The following is a 17,626-nucleotide window of genomic DNA, read 5'->3' as shown; positions in this document are numbered from 1 at the left end:
CAGACCCGCTCGATGATCGCGACGATGACCGGCCTGCCCATCAGGGTCGGTCCCACCGATCAGCCGATCCAGGCGTCCTGGAGCAGCACCATGCTGTTGGTGGTGTCGACGACACCGTGCACGTCCTTGCTCCACATCAGGAACTCACCGGTCGGGCTGAAGATCAGCGCCGGCACCTGCTCGTTCCACTGCGCCTGGATGCGGCCCATGATCTCGCGCTGCTGGTCCTCGGTCTCGGCGGCCTGGAACTCGTCGAAGAGGGCGTCCATCTCGGGACCGGTGGGCATGCCGACGTTGAGGTTGCCCTCGCTGTGCAGCGTGGCGAACATCCGGCCGTAGGGGCCGGCCTCACGCCAGCTGATCCCCCACCCGGCGACGTCGTAGTTGCGGTCGACGGCGACCTTCTGGATCTGCTCCTGCACGTTCGAGACCAGGTCGAGCTTGACCGTGAGCCCGACCGCCTCGAGGAACGCCTTGACGGTCAGCGCAGTCTCCTTCGAGGCCGCGTCGGAGGCGTCGAGGTAGGTCACCTTGCCGTCGAAGCCGTCGGCCTTGGCCTCGGCGACCAGCTTCTTGGCGGCGTCCGGGTCGTAGGGCAGTGGCTTCACGTCGGTGTGCCACACCGACGAGCTCGGGAAGACCTCGTTGCTCGGCAGCCCGGCGCCGCCGTACGACCGGTCCGCGATCACCTTCGGGTCGATCGCCATGTGCATCGCCTGGCGCACCCGTGGGTCGCTGCCCGGGTGCCCCTCCTGGCCGTTGATCACGGCCACGCTGCCGAGGGAGACCATGTTGAGGAAGCCACTCTGTCCGGCCTGCACGGCCTCGTCGACCAGGTCGGGCTCGCGCGTGAAGGCCGCGTCGAGCTCGTCGGACTTGAACGAGTCGTACGTCGCACTCGGGTCGTTGAGGAACACGACCTTGATGCCGTCGAGGTTGGGCGCACCACCCCAGTAGTCCTTGTTGGCCTTGAGCTCGATGCTCTCCGCTGTCTTGTGCGAGGCGAAGGTGAAGGCGCCTGCACCGACCGGCTTGAACTTCTCGCCCTCGCCGGCCGACTTGGCGACGATCATGCCCGGCCCGGTCGTGAGCATGTAGTCGAAGCTGGGCCACTTCGTCGCGAGCTCGAACTCGACCGTCAACGGGTCGGTCGCCGAGACCGACTTCACGTTGTCGCTCCACAGCATCGCCTCGTCGGCGCCCAGGCGCACGTAGCGCTCGATGCTGAACTTCACCGCGGCGGCGTCGAGCGCCGTACCGTCGCTGAACTTCACGCCGTCGCGCAGCTTGAGGGTCCAGGTCTTGTAGTCGGCGCTGTGCTCGAGGCTCTCGGCGAGCTGCGGCTGCACCGTGTTGTCGGCGCTGTTCCAGCGCATCAGCACGTCGTAGATCGCGGACATCTCGAGACCACCGGTCGAGCCGGCCACGATCGTCTCGGCCGGGTCGAGCACCGCGGGCTCGGAATAGGCGCCGAAGGTGAGCGTGCCGCCCTGCTTCGGGTCGCCGGCGTCGGCGATGTTCACCAGGCCGGTCTCGTAGGTCGCGGCGTCGCCGTGCTTCTTCTCCCCGTCGTCGCCCGAGGCGCACGACGTGAACATGGCCGCGGTCAGCACCAGTGCGGCAACGCCGCCCAGCTGGCGCCGCGCGCGGATCTTCATTGATGTCATACGAATGGACTTCCTTCCACTGCCAGGGATCCACGCCTCGTGCGGGCAGCCCGGCCTGCAGCAAAGCAACCCGTCGGCCGGAGCGCCCGGACCACTCCCACCCAGCGAGAGCCGCAGCCGAAACCCGGCGACAACCAGACCAAGCAAGTGCTAGGTTTCAAGACCTCGGGAGGAAACGGAGGGCACCCCATGAGCGTGCTGCAGATCGAACCGACACCCACACCCCGACCGGGGGTCGCCGAACGTCTGACCTGGATCCTCGACAGCTTCGTCGACGGACCCGAGGTGATGTTCCTCGAAGACATCACCGAAGCCACCGGCCTGCCCCGCTCGACCGCGTTCCGGCTGGTCACCCAGCTCGTCGACCTCGGCTGGCTCGAGCACGCCGTCTGCGGCTACCGACTCGGCCCGCGGGTGCTGGCCCTCAGCGCCCAGGCCCAGACCCACGCCACCCTGCGCGCGGCAGCGTCCGACACGCTCAACGACCTGCACGAGGCCACCGGTGCGGTGGCCCACCTCGGGGTGCTCGAAGGAGGCCGGGTGCACTACCTCGACAAGATCGGCGGGCCCCTGCGCAACAGCATCCCGGTCACCGGTGTCGGCAAGCGGATCGCCGCCGACCGTGGAGTCAGTGGGCGGGTGCTGCTGGCCGGGCTGCCGCCGGAGCAGGTCGACGTCCTGCTCGCGCAGGAGAACCGGACCCAACGACTCCCGAGCCTGCACCAGCAGCTCGATGCGGCACGTCGCCGCCACGGCATCGTCCAGTCCCCCGCCGAGAACTGCCCGATGCGCATCAACGCGGTCGCGGCACCGATCCTCTCGCCCGCGGGTGCGATCGGGGCGATCGGAGTGGCGAGTCGTCGACACCTCCGCCTCGACGCGCTGGCTCCCCAGGTGGCCCGGGCCGCCCGCCAGATCAGCCTGGCGATGTTTCCCGGCTGGACCGGCCGCCGCTGACCCCTGCTGGTCCGTTCACCCGGGTCGTCGTACGCCGCCCCGGCGACGCCGTGGCCACAGCCCGCGCGGTCACCAGATGATGTCGCGCCGGTTCACCTTGCCGGTCGCGTTGCGGGGCAGCGGTTCGGTGCCGATGTGCCACACGGTGGGCGTCTTGTATTTCGCCAGCCGCGGCGCGAGGTGCGCCCGCAACGTCGCCTCGTCGACCTGGCTGCCGGGTCGCACGACCACCGAGGCCGCCACCGCCTGCCCCATGTCGGGGTCGGGCACACCGAGCACGATGCACTCGAGCACGTCGGGCAGCAGTGCCAGCTGGTTCTCGACCTCGGCCGGATAGACGTTCTCCGCACCGCGCAGGATCAGGTCCGAGCGTCGGCTCGAGAGACGCAGGTGGCCGTCGACGAGACACCCCAGGTCGCCGGTCCGGAACCAGCCGTCGGCCGCCTCGGACTCGGCGGTGGCCTCCGGGTTGCGCCAGTAGCCCAGCATCATCTGGGGTCCGCGCAGGCAGACCTCGCCCTCGACCCCGTCGGGCACCGCCCTGCCTTCCGCGTCACGCACCTCGACCTGCAGGGTCACCACCGGGGTGCCCACCGACTGGGGGTCCACCTCGAGGTCCGCGGCGGTGGCCAGGGTGGCACCCGTGGACGACTCCGTCAGGCCGTACGTCGTCCCCAGCGCTGCACCGGCCACCGGCAGGGCCACCCTCAGCCGCTCCTTGAGCACCGGCGCGGACGGGGCGCTGTTGACCGAAAGTGCGCGCAATGAGGACAGGTCGTACGCCGACAGGTCGCACTCGAGCAACCGGGTGAGCATGGTCGGAACCGCACCCCAGTTGGTGATTCCCTCCTTCTCGATCAGCCGCAGCACGGCGTCGATGTCGAAGCGCCCCAGGTGCAGGACCGCGGTGTCGCCGACCGCGAGCCTGGCGATCGCCAGGTTGTGCAGCCCGGCGATGTGGAACAGCGGAGTGGCCAGCAGGTAGCGGCGGTGGCTCGGCGGGAAGCCCAGCTCGGTGGCGACCGCGTCGTTGAGCAGGTGGAACCAGACCGCGCAGAGCACGTTGCGGTGCGAGTGCGTGGCGCCCTTCGATCGACCGCTCGTGCCACTGGTGAACAGGATCACCGCCGGGTCGTCCTCGTCGACGTCGGCGACGGGCATCGGGGTCCCGCGGTGCCGCTCGACGAGGGCGGCCAGGTCGGTCTCGAACGACAGCACGGGCACCGCGGTCTCCGCGATCAACGCCGCACGCGGACCGTCGGCGAAGATCACGGAGGGTTCGGTGAGCTCCAGGCCGTGCGCGATCTCGTCGGTGACCCACATCGAGTTCACCCCGACCGCCACGGCACCCAACGCGACGGTGGCCCAGAACGCCACGATCCACTCCGTCGAGTTCGCGCCGCACAACGCGACCCGGTCGCCGGGGTGGACGTCGTACTCCTCACGCAGTGCGGTGGCCAGCGCGGCGACCGCCTCGTGGTGCTGGGCGAACGTCACCCGGCCCTCGATGGTGACGAGGTAGTCGGTGTCACCGAAGGCCTCCGAGGCGTGGAGCAGCTCGGTCAGGCTGCGGTGCCGGTTGCGGAACACCTGCATCGGCACACCGCGCACCAGCTCCTCGTGCAGCTCGAAGGGCTGGCCGGGGCCGGTGAGTCGAGCCATCGCCTGCTCGCGGGGCGTCATCCGTTCGTCCTCCAGAAGGGGTGGGCTCACCGGACGGTGAGCTGGCCACCGTCGATGTTCCAGCACTGCCCGGTCACCCACGCGGCCTGATCGCTGGCCAGGAACACCGCGGCGTGGGCGATCTCGACCGGTTCGCCGACCCGACCCAACGGCAGGTTGGCCCGCACGTAGGTCTCCCACGCCTCGGGCGACCAGTCGTCGAGGCGGCTGGTGGCCGTGACGCCGGGACAGAGTGCGTTCACCCGGATCCCGTGCTTGCCGAGCTCCTTGGCGGCGGTGGAGGTCAACGACTGCACGCCGGCCTTCGACGCCGAGTAGACGCCGGTGCCCGGACCCGACAGCTTGCCGCCGATCGAGGAGATGTTGAGGATGCTTCCTCCGTCACCGCGTTCGACGAAGGCCCGGGCGAAGGCCTGGGTCATCAGGAACGTGCCGCGCAGGTTGATGCGGACCACCCGGTCGAAGTCGGCGACGTCGAGGTCCAGCAGCGGCGCACGGTCGCCACCGCGGGAGGCCGCGGCGTTGTTGACGAGTACGTCGACCCGGCCGAACTCCTCAAGCGTTCCCGCCAGCAGCGCATCGACCTGGTCGGGTTCGGAGACGTCGCAGACCACCGGCAGGGCGCGGCGTCCGAGCGCACGGACCTCGTCGGCCACCGACTCGATGTCGCGCCACCCCGCCTCCTGCTCGTCGGCCGGCCGGTGTGCCGGCGTACGACCGGTGCCGGTGACCACCACGTCGCACCCGGCCCGGGCCAGCTCGACGGCGATCTGGCGTCCGATCGACCGCATCCGGCCGGCACCGGTGACGACCGCGACCTTCCCGTCGAGCCCGGTCAGCTGGTAGCTCATGCGTGCACCCCGTCGATCGTGATGAAGAGGCCGGTCGCCTCGACGCACCGGACACCCTCGTGCTCGATCCAACCCACGGCGTGGATCTTCCGGCCGCTGCGCCCGGTGATCTCGGCGTGCAGGTCGAGCGGTGCGTCCAGCGGCGTACGGCTCAGGTAGCGCAGGTCGAGGGTGCCGGTCACCGCCCGTTCGCCCGTGCCCTGGACGAGGCTGCCGAGCAGGCAGTCCATCAGGTGCGCCGAGAAGCCGCCGTGCAGGTGATCAGGCGGGCCCTCCAGGAGCGCGTCGCCGACCAGGGTGGCCCGCGCGGTGTCGCCGTCGAAGTGGATCTCGAGCGGGATGCCGAACGGGTTCACACCGTAGGTGCGCCACGGTTCGCCGGCCCCGCGCAACTCGGCGGGCAGCTCGAACGACGTCCTCAGCACCCGGGTCCGCGTCTCGGTGCCGAGCAGGTCGGCCAGTCCGGAGATCGACTTGGTCGCCTCGACGAGGTCGTCGACCGGCAGGTCGGTGGTGGCCACCGCGAGCATCAGGGCCCGGGTCGCCTCGACGAGCTCGACGGTCGCGGCCCGGCGCTCGGGGTCCGTCACAGGGGTGGCTTCGGATTCTCGGGGGTTGCTGGACACGCACTGTTTCTAGCGGCTGGGCCTCGGATTCGATGGGACCGCTCCCGGCCACCGGGAACACCTGCACCGCGGGGTGGGTCCGCGCCTAGGTTCGCGACATGAAGTTCGCCGTGATCGCACCCACCGCTGCCGGAACCACCGCCGATCCCGTCTGGATGACGGCCTACGCCCAGCACGTCGAGGCCTGCGGCTTCGAGTCCCTGGTCCTCGTCGAGCACGCGGTGGTGATGAGCCGCTACTCCAGCGTCTATCCCTACGACGCGTCCGGGAAGATGGAGCTGGCCGACGACCTCGACATCCCCGACCCGCTCGACCTGCTGGCGTTCCTCGCCGGTCAGACCACGACGCTCGGCCTGGCCACGGGCGTGCTCGTCCTTCCGAACCACCACCCCGTGGTGCTGGCCAAGCGGCTGGCCACCATCGACCGCCTCTCCGGCGGTCGGCTGCGGGTCTGTGTCGGCATGGGCTGGATGAAGGAGGAGATCGAGGCCTGTGGCGCCCCGTTCGAGTCCCGTGGCCGCCGCGCGGACGAGCAGCTGCAGGTGCTCCGCGAGCTTTGGGCCGACTCGTCGCCCGACGGCGCGGACCACCACGGCGAGTTCTTCGACTTCGACGGCGCGATGTCCTACCCGAAGCCCGCCCAGCCCGGCGGCGTACCCCTGCACGTCGGCGGTCACAGCAAGGCTGCGGCGCGACGCGCGGGCCGGTACGGCGACGGCTTGCAGCCGCTGGGCGTCGCCGGTGAGGAGCTGGCCGCGCTGGTCAAGCTGATGAGGACCGAGGCCGAGGGCGCCGGGCGCGACCCGGAGGCGCTCGAGGTCTCCCTGGGGCACCTGGTCTCCAGGATCGACCAGCCGCGCGCCGAGCGGCTCGCGGCCCAGGGCGCCGACCGGATCGTGCTCGCCGCCGGCGAGACCGCCGACCTCGACCAGGCCTGCGAAGAGCTGTCGGCCTGCGCCCAGCGCCTGGGACTCTCATGAGTGGCCCGGCTCTGACGCCGGAGTCCGCCGACCTCGTCGAACTGCGCCACCTGGTCCACCGGTACGCCGGGGCCGTCGACGACCGCGACCCGGCCGGGGTCGCCGGGCTCTTCACCGACGACGGGGTGCTGGCCACGGCGCAGCCCCCGACACACCTGGACCCGGTCGAGGAACACGTCGGGCAGGCCGGCGTACGTGCCGCGATGGAGCAGGTGCTCGGACTGCGCGGCACGTTCCACGCGGCCTGTGGCGAGGTCTTCACCGCCGGTCCGGACGCGGACACCGCGACCGGGCGGATCGCCTGCGAGGCGCACCACTACACCGACTCCCCCGACGGCCCACGCGACCTGGTCTGGACGGTGACCTACCGCGACCACTACCGGCGTACGCCGGCGGGCTGGCGGTTCAGCCGCCGAGAGGTGCACGTCGGCTCGGTGCGGACCCAGACGTTGAAGGCCGTCCGGTGAGCCGGGTCAGCGTGGTGACCGGTGGGGCGCTCGGCATCGGCGGCGCCACCTCCAGGCGCCTGGCCGCCGACGGCGACACCGTCGTGCTGGTGGACATCGACGCGGAAGCGGCCGACGCCACCGCCACGGAGATCCGGGCCGCAGGAGGGACCGCCCACGTGGTGGTCGGCGACGTGGCCGACGACGGCGTGGTCGAGGCGGTGTCGGCGCAGGTCGGCGAGCTCGGCCGGGTCGACGTCCTTGTCAACAACGTCGGCGACTTCCGCCCGGCGTCGAAGACGTTCCTGCACAGCAGGCCCGAGCAGTGGCAGCGCCTCTACGAGCTCAACCTGCTGCACGTGCTGAAGGTGACCCACGCGCTGCTGCCCCGGATGGTCGAGCAGTCCTCCGGTGCGATCGTGAACAACTCGACGGTCGAGGCGTTCCGCGGCATCCCCGGCAACGCCGCCTACTCGGCGTACAACGCGGGCGTCTCGGCGTTCACCAAGAGCCTGGCGGTCGAGGTCGGGCAGTACGGCGTCCGCGTGAACGCCATCGCGCCCGACCTGGCCGACACCCCGCAGACCTCGCGCGACGCGATGCTGCGCGGCCGCGACCCCGACCTGCTGCGCACCTGGATCCCGCTGGGCAGGTTCGGGCACGTCGACGACTACGCCGCGGTGATCGCGTTCCTCGCCGGCGACGAGGCGCGGTTCGTCACCGGCCACACCATCCCCGTCGACGGCGGCACCCTGGCCGCGTCGGGCTGGTATGCACGCGAGGACCGCAAGGGCTGGACGAACATGCCCGACCATCCCTAGGCGGGTCGCTCAACGTGAGCTGAACTGCACAGTCTCGCCCTTGACTCCCTGGCGGCTGTTGGCGGCGATCGCGACCCCTGCAAATCCGACGCCCATGAACACGATCGTCCACGACCCGAACAGGCGCGGCGCCAGCGCACCGAGCGGAAGGGTGGCCACGTGGGCCAGCAGCAGGGCGGGCACCCACTTCGACGTGGTGCCGGCCCGCAGCAGGGCCAGGCCGATCAGCAGCTCGCCGAGGTAGAACGCGGCCACCCACCCGAGCAGGAAGCCGTTCAGTCCGGGATCGGCGACCACCTCGTCGAGTGCCTCCGCGCGCACCGCACCGCTGAGGGCAAGGGCCCGGAAGAACGCCAGCAGCATGGCGTAGCCGGCCGTTCCGACACAGCCGATCAGGAAGATGCAGCAGCCGACCAGGCCGAGCAGCCCGCCCCGCTTCTGGAAAAGGGTGAGCACCGCCGGGAGGCCGAGGACGAGTGCGATCGCGGCGATGAAGAAGAGCACCGAGACCGCGAGCCACTGCGAGTCGTGTTGCTCGACGAGGTGCAGGGACTCCGTCGGGGTGTCTCCGCCGGGCAGCAACGTCGATCCCAGGGCCAGCGTCACCGCGCCGGCAATCAGCGACGCCGCCGAGGCCGGCACCCAGTCGAAACGCATGGAGACACGTTACGGCGTACCGCGGCCACGGTGCAGGCGTTCGCGCGAGTGGACGCGGTGAGAGTTACCTATCGGTAGCAGTTAGCGTCGTTGTGACAGTCGTCGATCGGATCAACGAGGAGAAGACATGGAGAAGATCGGGGTCGTCGGATGCGGCCTGATGGGAGCCGGCATCGCGGAGGTCTGCGCCCGCGCGGGGCTCGACGTCGTGGTCGCCGAGTCGTCGCAGGGTGCCGCCGACTCTGGCCGGTCACGACTCGAGAAGTCGCTGGCCCGTGCCGAGGCCAAGGGCAAGATCTCCTCCGCTGCCGACGTCCTGGCCCGGATCCGTGTGGTCATCGACCTCGACGAGCTCGCCGACCGCGACCTGGTCGTCGAGGCGATCCTCGAGGACGAGGACGCCAAGACCGAACTGTTCCGCCAGCTCGACAAGATCGTCACCTCCCCCGACGCCATCCTGGCCTCCAACACCTCCTCGATCCCGATCATGAAGCTCGGCGTGGTCACCAACCGCCCGCAGAACGTGCTCGGCATCCACTTCTTCAACCCGGTGCCGGTGCTCAAGCTGGTCGAGCTCGTGCCGTCCATCGTCACCGCGCCCGAGGTCACCGAACGCTCCCGCGCATTCGTGCAGGACGTGCTCGGCAAGGAGGCGATCGACTGCCAGGACCGCGCCGGCTTCGTGGTCAACGCGCTCCTGATCCCGTTCATCCTCTCCGCGATCCGCATGATGGAGTCGGGCTTCGCGACCGCCGCCGACATCGACCGCGGCCTGGTGCTCGGTGCCGCCCACCCGCAGGGCCCGCTCGCGCTGGCCGACCTGATCGGGCTCGACACCACCAAGGCCGTCGCCGAGTCGCTCTACGAGGAGTTCAAGGAGCCGCTCTACGCCGCCCCGCCGCTGCTCAACCGCATGGTCGACGCCGGCCTCCTCGGCCGCAAGACCGGCCGTGGCTTCTACACCTACAACTGAACGAGGAATCCATGCCTGACGAGAAGATCGTCCTGGTCGACGGCGCCCGCACGCCGGTCGGCAGCTTCGGCGGAGTGTTCAAGGACGTGCCCGGCTTCGAGCTCGGCGCGACCGCTGCCCGCGAGGCCCTGAGCCGCGCCGGCGTCGACGGCGCCGACATCGAAGAGGTGGTGATGGGCTGCATCGGCCAGGTCGGGCCCGACGCCTACAACGCCCGCCGGGTCGCGATCACGGCCGGCCTGCCGAAGAACGTGCCCGCCTACACCGTCAACCGGTTGTGCGGCTCGGGGCTGCAGGCCATCTGGTCGGCCGCCATGGAGATGCGCTGGAACGACCTCGGCCTCACCCTGGCCGGCGGCGACGAGTCGATGACCCGCATGCCGTTCTACGACTTCGGTGCCCGCAACGGCTACAAGCTCGGCAACCGGTCGCTGGTCGACGGCACCGTGATGATGCTGACCGACCCGTTCCACGACATCCACATGGGCGTCACCGCCGAGAACGTCGCCACCAAGTACGGCGTCTCGCGCCAGGAGCAGGACGAGTTCGCCCTGCTCTCCCAGCAGCGCGCCGCCAGCGAGGCCGCCAAGGCCGCGTTCGCGGAGGAGATCACCCCGGTCGAGGTGGGTGGCCGCAAGCCGTTCACCGTCACCGAGGACCAGCACCCGAAGCCCGACACCACGCTCGAGACGCTGGCCGGACTGCGTCCTGCGTTCAGCAAGGACGGCACGGTCACGGCCGGCAACGCCTCCGGGATCAACGACGGCGGCGCGGCCGTCGTACTCGCCCGTGAGTCGGTGGCTGCCGAGCGCGGCCTGACCGGACTGGTCTCCATCGAGGCCGTCGCGACTGCGGCGATGGAGCCCGAGCTGATGGGCTACGCACCCGTGCTCGCGTTGCAGAACCTCTTCGAGAAGACCGGCACGAAGCCCTCCGACATCGGCTCGATCGAGCTCAACGAGGCGTTCGCCTCGCAGGCCGTCGCGGTGATCCGCGACGCGAAGCTCGACCCCGAGCAGGTCAACCCGTACGGCGGCGCGATCGCGCTGGGCCACCCGGTCGGCGCGACCGGGGCGATCCTGTCGCTGCGGGTGGCCAAGGACCTCGTGCGCCGCGACCTCGAGCTGGGCATCGTCACCATGTGCATCGGCGGCGGCCAGGCCCTGGCCGCCCTGTTCCGGAGGATCTGACATGAGCGACCTTGTCTCGTACGCCGTGACCGACGGTGTGGCCCGCATCGAGCTCAACCGCCCCGAGGTCTCCAACGCGGTCGACCTGCCCACCGCCCACGCACTGTCGGCGGCGATCAAGTCGGCGGCCGCTGATGATGACGTACGCGCCGTGCTTGTGACGGGTGCCGGCAAGCGGTTCTGTGCCGGTGGCGACGTGGCCTCGATGGTCGCGTCGGACGGCGACCAGGCGGCGTACCTCCTCGAGCTGGCCGGCGCACTGGACGGCGCGCTGCAGGAGCTCACCGCGCTCGAGAAGCCCGTCGTCGGCGCCGTCCAGGGTGCCGTCGCGGGAGCGGGTCTCGCGGTGATGCTCAGCTGCGACCTCGTGGTGGCCGATCCCGGCACGAAGTTCGTGACCGCCTACCCCGGTGTCGGGCTGACCCCCGACTGCGGTGTCTCGTGGCTGCTCCCCCGCGCGATCGGGCAGCAGCGCGCCCTCCACATGGCGCTGACCAACACCCCGATCACCGCCGACGTGGCCCTCGACTGGGGCCTGGTCACCGAGGTCGCCGGCGCTGACCGTGCCCTCGAGCTGGCCACGACGCTGGCGGCCGGGCCGGTCTTCGCGTTCGGCCAGGCCCGGCGACTGATCCGTGGTTCGTGGGAGTCCGACCGGGCCTCTGTCGGACGCGACGAGGCGGTCACCATCGCCAAGGCCGTCGGCACCGACGACGCCCAGCGACTGCTCGCCGCCTTCACCAAGCGCTGAGCTCGGCTGGCGCGTCCCTGACTGGGACGCCTTCGCACTTGTGCGGCGCTGTGGTCGCCTCGCCCGCGTCACGACGCGTGTGGAGCGACCGTAACCCCGCGTTGCACGAGGCGGCGCGGGTGTGTTCGGGTCAGGGCAGCGGCGGGAAGATCGGGCCGCCACCGAACATCCGCCTCGGCGACACCGGGGTCCCACCGCCGGGCTCGACGATGCCCAGCTCGGCGGCCGCCTCGGCGGTGATCACCACGCCGCCCGTGCGCCGGTGCAGGTCAGGATCCGCGGCGATCGCGGCGAGCACCCGCCCCTGCAGCTCCGGCGTCTCGGTGTCGGACACCGAGACGCCCGCGATGTTGTCGACCCCGCTGGCCAGCAGCTTCTCGGTGCGGACCAGACCGGGCCACAGCGACAACACGGTCACCCCGTGCTCGCGCAGCTCCAGTGCCGCGTCGTGGGTGAGTTTGTCCAGCCCTGCCTTGGAGATCCCGTACAGCGTGGAGTGCAGGTAGGCACGGGTGCCGACGGAGGAGATGTTGATGACCAGCCCCGTGCGCCGGGCGACCATGAGGGGCGCCGCGACGTGGGTGGCCACGTAGTGCGCGCGCAGGCCCACGCCGATCAGCGTGTCCCAGTCGGACAGCGGCCTCTCCCAGAACTTCTCCGGCGTCACGTGGTTCATCGGCGGACCGGCCCAGGCGTTGTTCACGAGCAGGTCGAGACGTCCCGCGTGGTCGTGCACCTCCGTGACGAGTCGGCGTACGTCGTCATCGTCGGTGTGCTCGCAGGTGTGGGCGTGGCCCGTGCCTCCCGCGGCACCGACGCGGTCGACGGTGGCCTGCAGGCGCTCGCGGTCGCGGCCGGAGACGTGCACGGTCCAGCCGGACTCGGCCAGGCCCACCGCGATCCCTTGGCCCACGCCCTTGCTGCCCCCGGTGACCAGGGCGACCCGGCTCCCCCCGCTCACGAGAACGACTCCGTGACGGCGAAGCCCTCGGGCAACGGTGTGGTCAGGGTCCACAGCACCGTGACCTCGCTGCGGGCGATCCGCCACTCCCCGTCCTCGACGACGTAGCGGTCTGCGTATTCGACGGCGCTCACTGACTCGGTGCTCCGAGTCAGGTCGACCTGGCGGAAGCGCAGGGTCCAGGCACCGGTGGCCTCGTCGTCGTCGACTTCGATGTCGGCGTGCAGGGCGTGGTGCATGTCGAGGACGACGACCTTCCCGTCCACCCGCTGCAGGGCGATCCGGCGAAACACCGCCGCGATGCCGTCGGCGTCGTCGAAGCTCCCGATCCGTGGCCCGTAGTCGAGCACCGCACCGCGCTCGATGAAGCAGGCGCGGAAGTCCTCGGGACGCTTCGCGTCACAGGCGCGCAGGTAGCGATGCTTGAGTGCCTTGATCTGCTCGACCGCCTCGAGGCGGGAGACACGTGCTTCCAGGTCCACGGGGACACCTGCCCTTTCGCGGGGTGGTCGGTCTCGCGCAGGAACCAACGGCCCCGAGCGTTGCTGCAAGGCAAGCACTGACCCGCCATCAGCTCGACGTCAGTCCCGCCCAGTGGGCACCGTGGTCAGGCCCGTTGCCCGGCCCGTCCGTGCGCGCAGCATCGGAGCGAGTGCCGACAGTCCGGCCAGTGGCAGCAGCGCGAGCACGACCAGGCTCCAGTCGATGCCGACCACGTCGCCGAGGCCGCCGACGACGGCCGAGCCCACGGACCCGCCGACCAGGAACAGCAAGGTCGCGACACCCAGGGCCACACCGCGTACGTCGGCGTGCACGGCGTCACCGACCGCGGCACTGAGCGCGGGCTGGCCCATGCCGAACGAGGCGGTGGCCAGCATCACGGCGACCAGCAGCACCGGCGCCCACGTCTGGTGAGCACCGACCGCGGCCACGAGCATCGCGACCGAGACGATCGCGCCCGATGCGGCCAGGGTGTTCGTGGCGCCGACCCGGTTCAGCAGCGGACCGGCGAAGCGAGGGGTGATCAGGCCGACCGCAGCGCTGGGCACCATCAGCAGGCCGACCTGCCACGGCTCCCAGCCGTCGCCGACCAGCACCGCCGGGATGGCGATCAACAAGGCGAACCATGCGGCGGGGATGGCCATCGCGGCCAGCGCGCTGCGCACCACGACAGGGTTGGTGATCACCGAGGCGGGCAGGAAGCCGTGTGGTCGGCGGCGGACCCGCAGTACGACGGCCGGTGTGCCCAGTGCCATCAGCAGGACGCCGGCCACCGCCACGGCCACGCCGGTCGACGGTGACTGCACCAGCAGGACGGCGCCGGCGGCCGTGGCCGCGACCAGCACGGCACCGACGATGTCGAGCCGGGCCCCGGTGCCCTCGTTGTGCAGGGCGTGCCAGAGGAACGGGATCACGAGCAGTCCGAGGATCGGCAGCGCCATCACCGCACGCCAGCCGAACTGGTGCTCGACGATGCCGCCGATGAGGGGGCCGAGGCAGCTCAGTGCCGCGGCGAAACCGGCCAGCCGGCCGAACGCCAGGCCCCGGATCTCGCCGTGGTAGCGCGCGCTCAGCACCGCGACCCCCATCGTGGGTACGGCGGCCGCGCCCGCACCCTGGAAGATGCGGGCCACCAGCAGCACCTCGAAGTTGGGGGCGAGGGCAGAGACGATCGCGCCGCTGGTCATCAGCGCCACGCCGACCAGCAACGGCAGGCGTACGCCGACAAGGTCGGCCACCCGTCCGTAGACCGCGGTGGTGACCGCGAGCATCAACGCGTAGAGCGTGATGGTCCAGGTGCTGACACCGACGCTCACACCGAGGTCCTGGGAGATCAACGGCAGCGCGATCGCGGCCGAGGAGGAACCCATGCCGGCGAGGCCGAAGAGGAGTCCGAGCAGTACGGACACACGTCTCGCGTCTTTGGCCATCACAACCTTCACCAACCGCCGCCCGGCACCATTCATTCCTCTCCGGCGGGGGCGGATGTCGGGCGAGGCCCCGACTCGTCACACTCAGGAGACGAAGACGACCGAGTCCTCGAACGTGGCCCGGCTGGTCCGGAAGGCGTTGACCGGGTGATCGGTGTCAGCGAAGCCGAGAGAGACCGCGCAGACCACCAGTCGGTCCGCCGGCAGGTCGAGGACGTCGCGAACGGTCGGCGACTGCATGGCGATGGCAGCCTGCGGGACGGTCGCGACCCCCAGCTCGTGGGCGGCGTTGAGCAGGTTGGCGACATAGCCACCGCAGTCGACCGCCCCGTAGACACCCTGGTTGGCGTCGGTGGTGATGATCGCGACGTGGGGTGCGTCGAAGAACGTGAAGTTCTTCAGCATCTGGAGATCGCGCGCCACGCGGTCATCACGGGCGATGTCGAGGCTCTCGTAGAGCGCGTAGCCTGCCTCGCGCCGACGCTCCTGGTGGACCCCGACGTAAGCATCCGGCATCGGCAGGTCGGAGCCACCGGCTCCAGAGACCACAGCGTCGACAAGGCCCTTGGCCAACCGCTCCCTGGCCTCGCCGCTGAGCAGGTGCACCTGCCACGGCTGGGTGTTGCACCACGACGCCGTGCGTTGTGCGAACGCGAAGATCTTGCGCAGAGTCGTCTCGGGCACCTCGTCGGTGGTGAAGGCGCGGCAACTCCAACGCTCTTCCAGAACACTGTGAAACTCCACCATCACTCCTGTCTCGTGTCTGGCACCCGTCTGGTACCCGTGTGGTGCCCGTGGTGCTTGGTCGACCGAGTCAGAGGCCTCACACGGTCAGCGCGCCGACGACGAGCGCGGCGAGCTCGGTGTACGCCTCCGCGTCGCTCATCTCGAGCCGCGCGAACATCTCGCCACGCTGGATCTCGAACATCGTCGCGGCCACCATCTCCGCAGCGAACGCGGCGTTGACCGCGCGGAACTGGCCGGCTGCGATGCCTTCCGCGATCAGCTCGCGGATGCGGTTGGCCGCGGCGATGGTGTTGGTGCGATAGACCTCCGCAGCCGGCGCGAACGACGCCACGTCGTCCATGAAGTCGCGCGAGAGCGGGGCGAGGTAGTCGGCCACGGCGAGCAGGTAGGCCGTGACCCGATCGGCCGGCGCCTCGGCCGCGGCGACCGACTCCTCCATGCGAGGTACCGAGTTGCGGAAGTACTGCTTGACCACCTCGACCACGAGCTCCGGCTTCGAGGGCGCCAGCGCATAGAGGGTGGTCTTGGAGCACCGCATGCGCACGGCGATGTCGTCGAGGGTGAACCGCGCGAAACCCTCGCTCGTCATCAGGTCGACCAGGCGGTCGAGCAGGTCGAGCTGACGGGGCGTACGCCGACGGCCGGTGCCGCGCACCACCGCGCGGCCCGGCCCCTTCGACGTACCGGCACTCACGACTGCGACGCCGCCGCGATCTCGGAGGCCCGCTGCGAACGGAGCTGGAAGCGCTGGATCTTGCCCGACGGGGTCTTCGGGAGCTCGGCGACCAGGTGGATCTGGCGCGGGTAGGCGTGCGCCGCCAGCTTGGTCTTGACCCGCTGCTTGAGCTCGTCGACGAATTCCGGCGTGGCCGAGGTTCCGGGGGCGAGCACGACGAACGCCTCCACGACCTCGCCGCGCAGGTCGTCGGGGACCCCGACCACGGCCGCCTCGACGACCCGCGGGTCACCGACCAGCACGCTCTCGACCTCGAACGGGCCGATCCGGTAGCCGGCCATGATGATCACGTCGTCGTCGCGCGACGAGAAGTAGACGTAGCCGTCCTCGTCCATCGAGCCGGCGTCGCCCGTGTAGTACCACCGGCCGTCGGCGCTGAACCGCTCGGCTGTCTTCTCGGGAGCGTCGACGTAGCCGGTGAACCACATCAGCGGACTGCCCTGGAGGTCGATGGCGACCCGGCCCAGCTCGCCGGCGTCGGCGGGTTCGTCGGCCTCCTCCTTGAGCACGGCGGCGTCCCACCCGGGCATGGGGCGCCCCATCGAGCCGTGGCGCAGCTCGCCGGCGACGTCCGCCTGCCAGCCGTTGACGATCGACATGCCGAGCTCGGTCTGGCCGTAGGTGTCGTGGATCGCGGCGCCGAGGACGTCGGCGCCCCAGGTGACCACGTCGGGGTTCAGCGGCTCGCCGGCGCTGGAGATGCGGCGCAGGTCGAGCCCGGCCGGGGCAGGCGTCTCGGCGCTGCGCAATGACCGGAACACGGTGGGCGCGGCCGCCAGGTTCGTGACGCCGAGCGACTGGATCACCTGCCAGGTGGTCTCGGGGGTGAACTTGGCCTGCAGCAGGATGTTGCGGCGACCAGCGGCGAGCGGACCGGCGATTCCGTAGTAGAGGCCGTAGGCCCAGCCCGGGTCGGCAGCGTTCCAGTAGACGTCGTCGGCGGTGACGTCGAGGCCGTACTCCAGGTAGACCACGAACGTCGCCAGCGCCTTGACCGGGATCGGCACGCCCTTGGGCGTTCCGGTGGTGCCCGAGGTGAAGAGCCGCACGAACTCGGCACTCCCGGCAACGGCCACGTTCGGGGCGGCAGCCGGGTCGGCCTCGGCGAGCAGGGCGGTCAGCGAGAGGTCGCCCGACGCGACCCGGTCGCCGGCCACGATGACCTGCCGGGCCGGGTCCTCGGGGAGGTCCTCGCCGGGCTCGAGCTTGGCGCGCTGGTCGGCGTCGCAGACGACGTACTTCGCATCGCTGCCGTCCAGGCGCAGCGCGATCGCCGGCGTCGCGAAGGCGGTGAACAGCGGCACGTGCACCGCCCCGGCGCGCCAGATGCCGAGGATGACGGTGACCAGGTCTGCCGACTTGCCCATCAGGGTGGCCACCCGGTCACCGGGCTCCACACCCTGGTCGGCGAGGTAGGCGGCGAAGCGGCGCGAGCTCTCGGCCAGGTCGCCGTAAGTCAGGTCGCCAAACTTCAGGTCGCCAAACTTCAGGTCGAGCGTGGACAGATCGGGCTGGACGACGGTGAACGCGACCGCGTCGGCCGGGTGGCCGTCGCAGAGGAGCTCGCCGAGGTTCACCTCCGGTGCGTCGAAGGTGTCCAGCAGTTGTGCCACGCGGGCCTCGGGGGTCATCTGTTCTGCCTTTCGGAT

18 protein-coding genes are annotated in these 17,626 nt (G+C 70.6%); 7 read left to right on the top strand and 11 right to left on the bottom strand.

What is annotated here, in order from left to right; genetic code table 11:
* Positions 1–59 precede the first annotated feature (59 nt).
* Positions 60–1,658 carry an ABC transporter substrate-binding protein gene (locus ASD30_RS23720; protein ID WP_056688061.1) on the bottom strand — a complete coding sequence of 533 codons (1,599 nt, stop codon included), beginning with the start codon at positions 1,656–1,658 and terminating at the stop codon, positions 60–62.
* 198 nt (positions 1,659–1,856) lie between these two features.
* Here ASD30_RS23720 and ASD30_RS23715 point away from each other — a divergent pair, with 198 nt between their 5' ends.
* Entirely contained in the window at positions 1,857–2,624 is a 768-nt protein-coding gene (locus tag ASD30_RS23715) for an IclR family transcriptional regulator (RefSeq protein ID WP_056688059.1), read from the top strand.
* 69 nt (positions 2,625–2,693) lie between these two features.
* Here the strand turns inward: ASD30_RS23715 and ASD30_RS23710 are convergent, their stop codons facing one another.
* Genes ASD30_RS23710 through ASD30_RS23700 form a run of 3 tightly spaced genes read right to left on the bottom strand, consistent with a single transcriptional unit; the run spans position 2,694 to position 5,784 of the window.
* Positions 2,694–4,307 (bottom strand): class I adenylate-forming enzyme family protein, encoded by a 1,614-nt coding sequence (locus tag ASD30_RS23710; RefSeq protein WP_056688057.1) that lies wholly within the window; start codon positions 4,305–4,307, stop codon positions 2,694–2,696.
* Positions 4,308–4,333: 26 nt separating this feature from the next.
* Positions 4,334–5,158, bottom strand: coding sequence for an SDR family NAD(P)-dependent oxidoreductase (locus tag ASD30_RS23705; RefSeq protein ID WP_056688054.1), 825 nt, complete (start codon positions 5,156–5,158; stop codon positions 4,334–4,336).
* Positions 5,155–5,784 (bottom strand): PaaI family thioesterase, encoded by a 630-nt coding sequence (locus ASD30_RS23700; RefSeq protein ID WP_200951237.1) that lies wholly within the window; start codon positions 5,782–5,784, stop codon positions 5,155–5,157. The genes ASD30_RS23705 and ASD30_RS23700 overlap by 4 nt, the downstream gene beginning before the upstream one ends.
* A 98-nt stretch (positions 5,785–5,882) precedes the next feature.
* Between ASD30_RS23700 and ASD30_RS23695 the strand changes: the two genes are divergently transcribed.
* The 3 genes from ASD30_RS23695 to ASD30_RS23685 are packed head-to-tail and all read left to right on the top strand — an operon-like array spanning position 5,883 to position 8,031.
* Positions 5,883–6,764, top strand: coding sequence for an LLM class F420-dependent oxidoreductase (locus ASD30_RS23695; RefSeq protein ID WP_056688048.1), 882 nt, complete (start codon positions 5,883–5,885; stop codon positions 6,762–6,764).
* On the top strand, positions 6,761–7,231 hold the full coding sequence (locus tag ASD30_RS23690; RefSeq protein WP_056688045.1) for a nuclear transport factor 2 family protein: 471 nt from the start codon (positions 6,761–6,763) through the stop codon (positions 7,229–7,231). The genes ASD30_RS23695 and ASD30_RS23690 overlap by 4 nt, the downstream gene beginning before the upstream one ends.
* Complete coding sequence (locus ASD30_RS23685) at positions 7,228–8,031, top strand: SDR family NAD(P)-dependent oxidoreductase (RefSeq protein ID WP_056688042.1); 804 nt, start codon at positions 7,228–7,230, stop codon at positions 8,029–8,031. Before ASD30_RS23690 ends, ASD30_RS23685 begins: the two co-directional genes overlap by 4 nt.
* A gap of 9 nt (positions 8,032–8,040) precedes the next feature.
* Here ASD30_RS23685 and ASD30_RS23680 read toward each other — a convergent pair whose 3' ends face one another.
* Positions 8,041–8,688, bottom strand: a complete 648-nt coding sequence (locus ASD30_RS23680) for a hypothetical protein (protein WP_056688038.1) — start codon at positions 8,686–8,688, stop codon at positions 8,041–8,043.
* A 127-nt stretch (positions 8,689–8,815) separates the two neighbouring features.
* On the opposite strand from ASD30_RS23680, the gene ASD30_RS23675 reads away from it, so the two are divergent.
* Genes ASD30_RS23675 through ASD30_RS23665 form a run of 3 tightly spaced genes read left to right on the top strand, consistent with a single transcriptional unit; the run spans position 8,816 to position 11,602 of the window.
* Positions 8,816–9,661 carry a 3-hydroxybutyryl-CoA dehydrogenase gene (locus tag ASD30_RS23675; protein WP_056688035.1) on the top strand — a complete coding sequence of 282 codons (846 nt, stop codon included), beginning with the start codon at positions 8,816–8,818 and terminating at the stop codon, positions 9,659–9,661.
* A gap of 11 nt (positions 9,662–9,672) precedes the next feature.
* A complete protein-coding gene (locus ASD30_RS23670) occupies positions 9,673–10,851 on the top strand; it encodes a thiolase family protein (RefSeq protein WP_056688032.1) in 1,179 nt (392 codons plus the stop codon).
* 1 nt (position 10,852) lies between these two features.
* Positions 10,853–11,602, top strand: coding sequence for an enoyl-CoA hydratase/isomerase family protein (locus ASD30_RS23665; RefSeq protein WP_056688029.1), 750 nt, complete (start codon positions 10,853–10,855; stop codon positions 11,600–11,602).
* Positions 11,603–11,732: 130 nt separating this feature from the next.
* On the opposite strand, the gene ASD30_RS23660 is transcribed toward ASD30_RS23665, so the two are convergent.
* The 6 genes from ASD30_RS23660 to ASD30_RS23635 form a co-directional block, all read right to left on the bottom strand.
* Positions 11,733–12,563, bottom strand: coding sequence for an SDR family NAD(P)-dependent oxidoreductase (locus tag ASD30_RS23660; protein ID WP_056688026.1), 831 nt, complete (start codon positions 12,561–12,563; stop codon positions 11,733–11,735).
* Positions 12,560–13,045, bottom strand: a complete 486-nt coding sequence (locus ASD30_RS23655; protein ID WP_056688023.1) for a nuclear transport factor 2 family protein — start codon at positions 13,043–13,045, stop codon at positions 12,560–12,562. The genes ASD30_RS23660 and ASD30_RS23655 overlap by 4 nt, the downstream gene beginning before the upstream one ends.
* 99 nt (positions 13,046–13,144) lie before the next feature.
* Positions 13,145–14,494 carry an MFS transporter gene (locus ASD30_RS23650; protein WP_162251049.1) on the bottom strand — a complete coding sequence of 450 codons (1,350 nt, stop codon included), beginning with the start codon at positions 14,492–14,494 and terminating at the stop codon, positions 13,145–13,147.
* Positions 14,495–14,578: 84 nt separating this feature from the next.
* On the bottom strand, positions 14,579–15,241 hold the full coding sequence (locus tag ASD30_RS23645; RefSeq protein WP_056688017.1) for a nitroreductase: 663 nt from the start codon (positions 15,239–15,241) through the stop codon (positions 14,579–14,581).
* Between the two features lie 76 nt (positions 15,242–15,317).
* On the bottom strand, positions 15,318–15,935 hold the full coding sequence (locus ASD30_RS23640) for a TetR/AcrR family transcriptional regulator (protein ID WP_235529959.1): 618 nt from the start codon (positions 15,933–15,935) through the stop codon (positions 15,318–15,320).
* Positions 15,932–17,608: an AMP-binding protein gene (locus ASD30_RS23635; RefSeq protein WP_056688013.1), complete on the bottom strand. Its 1,677-nt coding sequence runs from the start codon at positions 17,606–17,608 to the stop codon at positions 15,932–15,934. The genes ASD30_RS23640 and ASD30_RS23635 overlap by 4 nt, the downstream gene beginning before the upstream one ends.
* Between the last annotated feature and the right edge of the window lie 18 nt (positions 17,609–17,626).

This window comes from Nocardioides sp. Root140 (assembly GCF_001426745.1).
GTDB lineage: Bacteria > Actinomycetota > Actinomycetes > Propionibacteriales > Nocardioidaceae > Nocardioides.
Note: the sequence above shows the minus strand (reverse complement) of the source record. Positions and strands in the feature narration are given on the sequence as shown.

What these genes read in the sequence shown, in the direction of transcription:
- ASD30_RS23720 (WP_056688061.1), bottom strand. Translation starts at nt 1,658, where the DNA reads ATGAAGATCCGCGCGCGGCGCCAGCTGGGCGGCGTTGCCGCACTGGTG.
- ASD30_RS23715 (WP_056688059.1), top strand. Translation starts at nt 1,857, where the DNA reads ATGAGCGTGCTGCAGATCGAACCGACACCCACACCCCGACCGGGGGTC.
- ASD30_RS23710 (WP_056688057.1), bottom strand. Translation starts at nt 4,307, where the DNA reads ATGACGCCCCGCGAGCAGGCGATGGCTCGACTCACCGGCCCCGGCCAG.
- ASD30_RS23705 (WP_056688054.1), bottom strand. Translation starts at nt 5,158, where the DNA reads ATGAGCTACCAGCTGACCGGGCTCGACGGGAAGGTCGCGGTCGTCACC.
- ASD30_RS23695 (WP_056688048.1), top strand. Translation starts at nt 5,883, where the DNA reads ATGAAGTTCGCCGTGATCGCACCCACCGCTGCCGGAACCACCGCCGAT.
- ASD30_RS23690 (WP_056688045.1), top strand. Translation starts at nt 6,761, where the DNA reads ATGAGTGGCCCGGCTCTGACGCCGGAGTCCGCCGACCTCGTCGAACTG.
- ASD30_RS23680 (WP_056688038.1), bottom strand. Translation starts at nt 8,688, where the DNA reads ATGCGTTTCGACTGGGTGCCGGCCTCGGCGGCGTCGCTGATTGCCGGC.
- ASD30_RS23675 (WP_056688035.1), top strand. Translation starts at nt 8,816, where the DNA reads ATGGAGAAGATCGGGGTCGTCGGATGCGGCCTGATGGGAGCCGGCATC.
- ASD30_RS23670 (WP_056688032.1), top strand. Translation starts at nt 9,673, where the DNA reads ATGCCTGACGAGAAGATCGTCCTGGTCGACGGCGCCCGCACGCCGGTC.
- ASD30_RS23665 (WP_056688029.1), top strand. Translation starts at nt 10,853, where the DNA reads ATGAGCGACCTTGTCTCGTACGCCGTGACCGACGGTGTGGCCCGCATC.
- ASD30_RS23650 (WP_162251049.1), bottom strand. Translation starts at nt 14,494, where the DNA reads ATGGCCAAAGACGCGAGACGTGTGTCCGTACTGCTCGGACTCCTCTTC.
- ASD30_RS23645 (WP_056688017.1), bottom strand. Translation starts at nt 15,241, where the DNA reads ATGGTGGAGTTTCACAGTGTTCTGGAAGAGCGTTGGAGTTGCCGCGCC.
- ASD30_RS23635 (WP_056688013.1), bottom strand. Translation starts at nt 17,608, where the DNA reads ATGACCCCCGAGGCCCGCGTGGCACAACTGCTGGACACCTTCGACGCA.